The organism is uncultured Jannaschia sp., from assembly GCF_947494025.1.
Classification (GTDB): Bacteria; Pseudomonadota; Alphaproteobacteria; order Rhodobacterales; family Rhodobacteraceae; genus Jannaschia.
The window spans coordinates 1-7,663 of the sequence record NZ_CANLTQ010000054.1 but is presented as its reverse complement, the minus strand read 5'-3'; the positions used below and the strand labels follow the sequence as shown (position 1 = coordinate 7,663).

At 65.1% G+C, this 7,663-nt stretch carries 5 protein-coding genes and 2 pseudogenes; 3 read left to right on the top strand and 4 right to left on the bottom strand.

Annotated elements, in window-relative coordinates; genetic code table 11:
* Positions 1–211 precede the first annotated feature (211 nt).
* The 3 genes and pseudogenes from Q1B08_RS20415 to Q1B08_RS20405 form a co-directional block, all read left to right on the top strand.
* Positions 212–544 (top strand): annotated as a pseudogene (locus Q1B08_RS20415) (ATP-binding cassette domain-containing protein); the annotation flags it as partial.
* A gap of 131 nt (positions 545–675) precedes the next feature.
* Complete coding sequence (locus Q1B08_RS20410) at positions 676–2,601, top strand: fibronectin type III domain-containing protein (protein WP_299822958.1); 1,926 nt, start codon at positions 676–678, stop codon at positions 2,599–2,601.
* Between the two features lie 173 nt (positions 2,602–2,774).
* Complete coding sequence (locus Q1B08_RS20405) at positions 2,775–3,971, top strand: alginate lyase family protein (RefSeq protein WP_299822956.1); 1,197 nt, start codon at positions 2,775–2,777, stop codon at positions 3,969–3,971.
* Positions 3,972–4,010: 39 nt separating this feature from the next.
* Here the strand turns inward: Q1B08_RS20405 and Q1B08_RS22190 are convergent, their stop codons facing one another.
* The 4 genes and pseudogenes from Q1B08_RS22190 to Q1B08_RS20390 all read right to left on the bottom strand — a co-directional run.
* Complete coding sequence (locus tag Q1B08_RS22190; RefSeq protein ID WP_366140078.1) at positions 4,011–4,247, bottom strand: IS66 family insertion sequence element accessory protein TnpB; 237 nt, start codon at positions 4,245–4,247, stop codon at positions 4,011–4,013.
* A gap of 465 nt (positions 4,248–4,712) precedes the next feature.
* Complete coding sequence (locus Q1B08_RS20400; protein WP_366140077.1) at positions 4,713–6,107, bottom strand: alkaline phosphatase D family protein; 1,395 nt, start codon at positions 6,105–6,107, stop codon at positions 4,713–4,715.
* 528 nt (positions 6,108–6,635) lie between these two features.
* Positions 6,636–7,055, bottom strand: a pseudogene (locus tag Q1B08_RS20395) (IS5 family transposase); the annotation flags it as partial.
* Between the two features lie 257 nt (positions 7,056–7,312).
* The coding region (locus Q1B08_RS20390) for a hypothetical protein (RefSeq protein ID WP_299822949.1) at positions 7,313–7,663 on the bottom strand (351 nt) is incomplete at its 5' end.

The window sequence follows — 7,663 nt, the reverse complement described above, 5'->3', positions numbered from 1 at the left end:
CTGCGCAATGCCCTGCCGGCCAATGGATGAATTGCATGAAACTGCTCGGTCAGAAGCTCATGTCCCGCGACTTCGACAGACAAACCGCAAAGCTCCAAGTCCGCATCGCTATCCTCAACCGCTATACCGCCCTCGGCATCCCCGTCACGCGACCCCTAGGATGACCCCCACGGGGGAAAGAGGACGCTCGGCCTTCACGCGTTCCGTGCAACAAGGCCTGTCCGGTGAGCAAAAGCAGCGCGTCGCGATTGCCCGCGCCCTCGCGATGGACCCGGAAATCCTGCTCTTCGACGAACCGACTTCAGCCCTCGATCCCGCGCTTGTCGGAGAAGTCCTGGGCGTGATCGAGCAACTCGCCGAGGAAGGCCGGACCATGCTCCTCGTCACGCACGAGATCGGTTTCGCCTACCACGTTGCGAACCCCGTGCTGTTTCTGGCGGAAGGCAGCATCTACGAGAGCGGAACGCCGGACGAGGTGCTGAAAGATCCGAAGCGTCCGCTTACCCAGAATTTCCTGAACGAGCACAAACGCTTTCAGTTCTGACAATCGCTCCCACCGGCTATGTGTCCGATTATCGGTCCGGCCCGCATCCCTCAAGTACAGACCGGGCCTAAATCAACTGGAAAGGGACAGTGCTCGTCGCTGCCCCGAGCTTCTGTGTGAGAAAGGGAGACATGATCCGTAAGTTCTTCATCGCCGCCTGCACCGTCCTTCTCACGGGCATCACACAACCCTCCGCGCAGGAATTGTCAGAGAAGCATTTACCGCTCGATGGACTCATAGCGGCGGACGGCAGTTCGGTCGCGCTGAGCTGGTTCGGCACATCGCGCCCGCGTATCGGCGCCGTGACGATCAAACGACGCCGGCTCGGCGAGATCGGCTCCGCAAGCTGGCAGACGATCGCTCCGTCCCTCAATCTGGCGATGCGCTTCACGGACGACACTGTTCGGCCGGGGGTCGCTTACGAATACCAGGTCATGCGCACGGGTCGCGGCATCATCGACGTGGGGTATTGGGCGACTGGCGCGAATCTGCCCGCGCAAACGGATCGGGGCCATGCCCACGTGATCGTCGACAAGACCGTCGCCGGTCCGCTCGCGGCCCACCTCGCGCGATTCGAGCACGATCTGGAGGGAGACGGGTGGCAGGTATCGCGCATCGTCGGGCCACGCGGCGGTGCGACCGGATCCGACGAAACCCTGATGCAGGCGGCGGCACTCAGGGAAACGCTCGCGCTGCGCTACGCAGAGGATCCCTTCGCGCGGCACGTGATAATCCTGATCGGGCACCTGCCCGTGGTCAAAAGCGGACGCGCGAACCCTGACGGACACGACCCGAAGCCGCATGCCACCGACCTGTTCTACGCGGACATTGATGGGCAATGGCACATCGACTCCACGGGTGCCCTTCTAGACAACCGGGTGCCCGACAATTTCATCGAGATGCAGGTCGGACGGATCGACTTCTCGAACGTGAGCGGCAACGATCCGGCCCGCGAACTCCATTTGCTGCGAGCGTATTTCGACAAGAATCATCATTGGCGTCACGGGCTTCTGGGGGATTTGCGACGCGCCTACGGCTCCGGCGAACGGCTCTTGGGGGAGGTGTATGGCCTTCGCAACATCGTCGGCCCGGACGCGGTTACGGAAGGCGGCCACCACGACGTCGGGGAGGAGAGGCCGTGGCTCTGGGGTGTCGACTTCGGTGACTGGAACGGCGGCCGATACGCAGAACGCTATGCCAACAAGGCGGTCTTCGCGCTCAATTTCGGCAGCGGCAAGCAGAATTTCGATGCCCCGTTCAATGCGATGACTGCCCTGCTGGCACAACCGTGGTACACCATCGCGGTCGGTTGGGGCGGACGACCCGCCTGGTGGCTACACCATATGGCATTGGGGGGCACGATCGGCGATGTCCACATGCGGACCGTGAACAACGGCGTCGCCACGCTGCCTTACCGCGACACGATGGAATACTTTCCGACAGGCCAATATCTTTGGCGCAACCCGATCTGGGTCAATCTGCTGGGCGATCCGACGACGCATGGCTTCGTGCTGGCGCCCGCTACCCGAGTGGAGGTCGTCCCGGATGCACAGGCCGTGACCGTCTCGTGGATGCCGTCCGTTGACCCGGACGTTATTGGCTACAGGGTCTATCGCAAGCAGGGCGACGACGGGTTCCAGCTCCTGAGTGGCCAGGATCCCGTGACAGCGTCCGAATTCTACGATTCATCTCCGAAGCCGGACGCCCGCTACATGGTGCGGGTATACGGCCTGAAGCAGGTATATGCAGGATCCTTCCATACCCTGTCCCAGGGAAGCTTCGCCGACATCGCGATGCCCCCGCTCCGAGCGGAGGACATGCAGATCACCGGTCGCGCGGACGAGACCCTGGTCTTGCCCCAAGTGTTCAGCCAACCGAAAGACGGAAAGATCCACGCCTTCATCGCCGGTCCCGAACAGGGGGACCTTTTTCATGATGGTGCAAACTGGCATTATACCCCGCCAGCTGGGTTTACAGGAAAAGTCAGACTGCGGTTTTCGGTATCCAATGCCCTTCAAACCGACGAGGGACTACTTACCATCATAATCGATGCATAGGTCCGCTCAGGCGTTCGATTGCCCCTGACGCTGCGGACGACCTACGGAAAATCAGACCGACTTCTTGTAATCACAGCCGTTACGGCACCCATCGGTACGGGTTATTGAAGCGACTGTCTCGGACCGGTACGAACTTCGCATGCGTCGTCCGCAGGCGACAGGGAGACGAGCCGATGACAGCCTGGACACGCATATCCGTTTTCGCGACGTGCCTTGCCGCCGTGGCCTGCGTGCCCGCCACCGACCCCGGCGCCGGACGGACCGCCGCCGCGGGCGAGGCATCGCTTCCGGCTTTTGCGGAACGCGATCGCGTGCGGGGTCCGGACGCGCTCTTCGATCCCGCAGAGCGCAGCCGCGACTTCCTGCGCAACAACGGCGCGACCGGCGCCCCGATGGGCGAGCGGGTCTGCCCGCGTCCGAAGGATCTGGCCTCGGACGCGGAGATCGGGGCGGCGGCGCAGGCCTCGATCCAGGCGCAGGCCGCCGGCCCCGTCTCGACCAACGCGCCACGCGACTTCGCTCGCCTTCTAAACACGAGCGCGTTCCGCTACCTCATGGACCGCGATGCCGGCCGCGCGCGGCGGGACGTGGACCTGCTCCGGCGACATGCCGAAGCCGATGCCTGGATTCCCTCCGCATCGTCTTGGTCGGCCGCCTCCTCGGCGGTGCAGGCGATGCTGCCGCTCCTGCCGGCCTGGCAGATCCTTCGGCAGACCTCCGCGGCCTCCGATGCCGACCACGCCGCGATCGACGGCTGGCTCGCGCGCGTCGACCGGTTCACCGAGGTGCATCCCGGGGACGATTACGTGGGCACCGCCCGCGGGGCCAACCGGATGATGCTCGGAGCAATGACGGGGAACGACGCGCTCTACCGTTCGGGCGTGCAGGGCGGCTACATGGCGCAGCTCCGCGCGATGCGGCCCGACGGGAGCTTTCCGCTTGAGACCACTCGCGGGCGCAACGCGCTGAACACGAGCACGAACAACGTGAGGCTGATGGTCTACGCCGCTGAGATCGCGGCGTCCCGGGGCGTCGATCTCTACGGGGTCGACGTGGACGGCCGAAGCCTGCACGATGCCGTGGGCTTCGTCCTCGATGCCCGGGCGGACAACGCCCTTGTGGACCGCTACGCCGCCGCGAACGAAAGCCCGCCGGCGGACGCGGCCGACTTTCGGCCGGGCGCGCAGCTCGACCCGTTCGAGGGCAGCACGTCGAAGGGATGGGCCAAGCTTTACGTGCAGCGGTTTCCCACGTCAGACGCAGCAGCACGGATCAGGGCGATCCGGTCCTTCGAGGCCTGGCTGCAGGCCGACAACACTGGCGGCTACGTGTCCTGCTGGGGCTCGCGGTTCGGCTCATCGCGACCGTGAGCGCGGACCTCATGCGTGAATCGCAAATTTAAAGGCGGTCTACCGCCGGCCATTGGTGAGCATGATCTCGACCTTGTCCGCGATCGCGGGCGTCTCGGTCGCCGTCGAGATGGCGGGGGCCGACCCGATTTGCAGCGGTATGAAAGCCGGGGCACCGCCGTCGAGCAGCCCCTCCCGGTATTCCTTCCGCCTCCGGGTCAGCTGAGAGCGCGACAGCCCGTATCGCCGCGCCGTCGCCGAGCCCTGGCGGTGGCCGCGGAAGCTCTCCTCGACAATACGGACCTTTTCAGCGTCGGAGCGATCCCGCGCCGACCAGTCTCGTCGGCCGACAGGACCTCGAAGTCAGAAATGACCTTAGAGCATGCCATAGCGCATGATCTACGACTGGTGCCTCAATCTCGGCCAGACGGCCCTCGGCTAAGGGATACGATCGACGTGTTCCTCAGCGAAGAATACGTGACCCGCGAGAGCCGTCGTATTGACGTCGCCCTACGCACCGCCAAGCTATTATGGTGATGACGCTGAAAGGCTTCGACTTCTTCCGCCAGCCGTCGCTCGCCCGCAAGCGCATAGCGGTAGGTCCTGCTGGTCCGACAATGCGGTACGGGAAGGCGCTGTCAATGAGAGGATTTCAGGCTCGATCACCATCGAGCGTCGGTCGACGACCCCTATGGCTAGCGCAGTTCCATGCCCGATCGGGCAGACCGATCCCACGCGTCCGGCCCTCGGGGCGCCGTCGGGTCAGATCGTCAGCGGACCGGCTCGGCCTGAACGCTCGAGGTCCCATTCCGCCGTCCACGCATTCGATCGCCGCGACAGGACGAGAAAATTGCGCTCGGCCACGAACAGGGCGCGCTGCCCCGGCAGGCGCCGCATGCGGATGGGACAACCGGCGAGCGGGGCATCGCCGAGCCGCGACAGCAGACCGAGGAACCGCGCCCAGCCCTGAGGCGGCGCACGATGCGAGATCCCTGACGCGGTGAGCTGATGCAGAATCCTGCCGCCGCCGAGCGCCATCGTCGCGCGCGCCGCAAGGTGGATCTCTCCCGACAGGACCGTGATCCCGGATGCGTCGTCGGCCTGGCCTGCCATCGCGTCGCGCAATCGCGACAGCATCCGTCGCCATTCGGTCCGATGGGCGCGGCTCTGCCACTGATCGCGCAGGTCGTCCTCGTATCGCATCATCCGGGGATGCAGGCGCATCGCCCCTTCCAGCAGCGACAGGCGCGGTCCGAGAAGCGGCACGCTCGACATCAGCAGCGTGCGCCCGCGGAAGCCGACTGCGGCGTCGATCATCGACCAGCCGCCGGCGCCCATGATTTGCCGCCGCGTGCGCTCCGAGCGTAAGTCGGGCGCGAGGAGGCGCAGACCGGGCGCTTCGACCCACCAGCCGAGATGTGCGCCCTTCGGGTCGGCGAAGCGGGCCGGCAGATCGCCGTCCCGTGCACCGTGCTGGAAGCCGAGGGCCATCTCGCGCGCGACCTTGAAGATCGTCCGGCCGACGGGCCCCTCGGTCCGCGAACGGCGCAGCGAGCCCCAGCCGTCGCAGATGTCGTGGTCGTCCCACTGCATGAGCGAGGGAACCCGTGCGCAGAGCCACGCCGTCTCGGGCGCCGAATAGACCGCCGCGTAGCGGGCGAAGAACGCCACGCGCAGGTGCCGCCGCAGGTCCTCGAGATCGGTGTGGGACGGGTCCTGCGGGATCCCGTCGGGCCAGCCCGCGCTGAGCGGGTGGCCCTCCGTCGCTTCGTCGGCATAGATCTGGTCGCCACCATGCAGCAGGAGCGCGAAGGGCGCCGCCTTGTGCCGCCCCGCCAGCCGCGCCCACATGGCGTTGCGCTCGCTCCCTTCGCGGTCGAGGTCGCCCGTCTCCTCGCCGTTGCAGGACACGAAGGCGAGGCGGAGGTCCTCGCCCAGCCCCGCCAGGTCGTAGCGGTCGCCGTTCCACGAATAGGAGGATGGCACGTGCGCCGGCATCGCGAACCGCGCCCGCCAAAGGGTACGCGTGCCGCATCGCAGGAGGATCGAGGCCGGCACCTCCCGCCCGCCCGGATCGACGGGCGGGGGCACCTCGCCCTGCGCCCCGACGAAGAGCGCCGACAGGCGCATCTCGCCGCCGGCGATCTCGTCGAGCACGAGGACGGGCCCTATGATATCGGGTCGAGGGACTGGATTGTCGAATGCCATACCCGGTCGATATAGACGTTCGTCGACGCTTTCTTAGAAGGCTATGCGGCCAAGTCCGGTCACGATACGGATCGGCGCCTGGATTGCCCGCCGCTTCCTTGCAGCACGACCCCGACGCCGGCCTTTCCGTCGGCCGAGTAGACTGGCGGTTCTGTCCAGGAAGGCATCCGCATTATGAAATCTGGTGGCATCTGAAGGCCCCGATCACGCCGATCGACCACTAGTCGAAAAGGCGGCATAGCCCGTATTGTTGCAAATCCCAGCTTGATCGTAAGAAGCCTTGGCCGCCAAGAAGAACGAAAAGTGAACTTTTGAGGCTCAGCGTGACGAGACACGGTCAGAGATCGATTGCCAAACGCGCTCGACGCGTCGCCGCAGCATATCCCATCCATATCCGGTTGCGCCTCGATCCCGGTTGCGGAGGGCATTGTTGCGTAAGTCACGCCTGAGGCGTGACTTTCCCTTTCCCCGCCGATGTCATGCCACGGGAAGGATCTCGGCGGTGCCGAGGGCCGAGAAGCGGTTCATGAGTGCGACGCGGATGTGGATTTCGGAGGTCTGGCGGGCGGGGTCCCGTGCGGCGATGCGCTCGCCGAATGCCTTGAGGCATCGCATCTTCGCCTCGACGCGGCTTCGGGCGTGGTATCCGGTCCAGTGCTTCCAGAACGTCCGGCCGTAGTGTTTTGTGGCGCGCAGCGTCTCGTTCCGAGCCTTTGCCGCCGGGCAGTCTTCCTTCCAGGCGCGCCCGTTCTTCCGGATCGGAATGATTGGCGTGGCTTGGCGATCGATAATAGCAGGATGGCAGCGGCGGGTGTCGTAGGCACCATCGGCGGTCACAGTGCCGATCTGCTCGACCTCGGGGATCTGGCCGAGCAACTCGGGCAGGATCGGGCTGTCCGCTGCCCGGCAGTGGTTTCAACCATGACCTAAAGGCCGTGTAAGACAGGCTCTTTGCGGCAGTAAAACCGGCGAATGTCGCCATCGCCGCAGTCATGCGAAATCTCCTCGTCATCGCAGGCGCGTTGCTGTGAGAAAAGCGGAAATGGACGCCTGCGCCGCCTTGACCAACACGGAAACTCTGGAAGCCTGACTGGTGCGGTGATCGCTAGCTTGTGTGCTCAAGCCCAAGCTGAACGGCCGGCCGATCAGCAAGTTCAAGCGCGACGGCATGCGTTTAGGGAATCGAGCGACCGGCGGAGGCCCGCGGTCGCAAGCTGCAGCAGAACAAGGTGCCGTGCGGCGGCTGAAACAGCGGCGCTGTAAGTAGCCACCGCTTCCTCTAGGCGCGCAATGTTGGCCTCGAAGCGCCCAAGGGTCTCGAGCGCCGCACCGAGGCTGACCTGACTCTCTGTCCAGGCGTCGGGCAGGTGCTCACGTGTCCGGACCTCAAGGGCGGACTTGAGAGCCGAGACTGAGGCTTCAAGGGCCGGAGAGTGTCCGATCTTCTGTGTATGAGGTTGCCGGTCCATTCTGACCCCAAGGGGGAGATGGACGATGACGAAGAA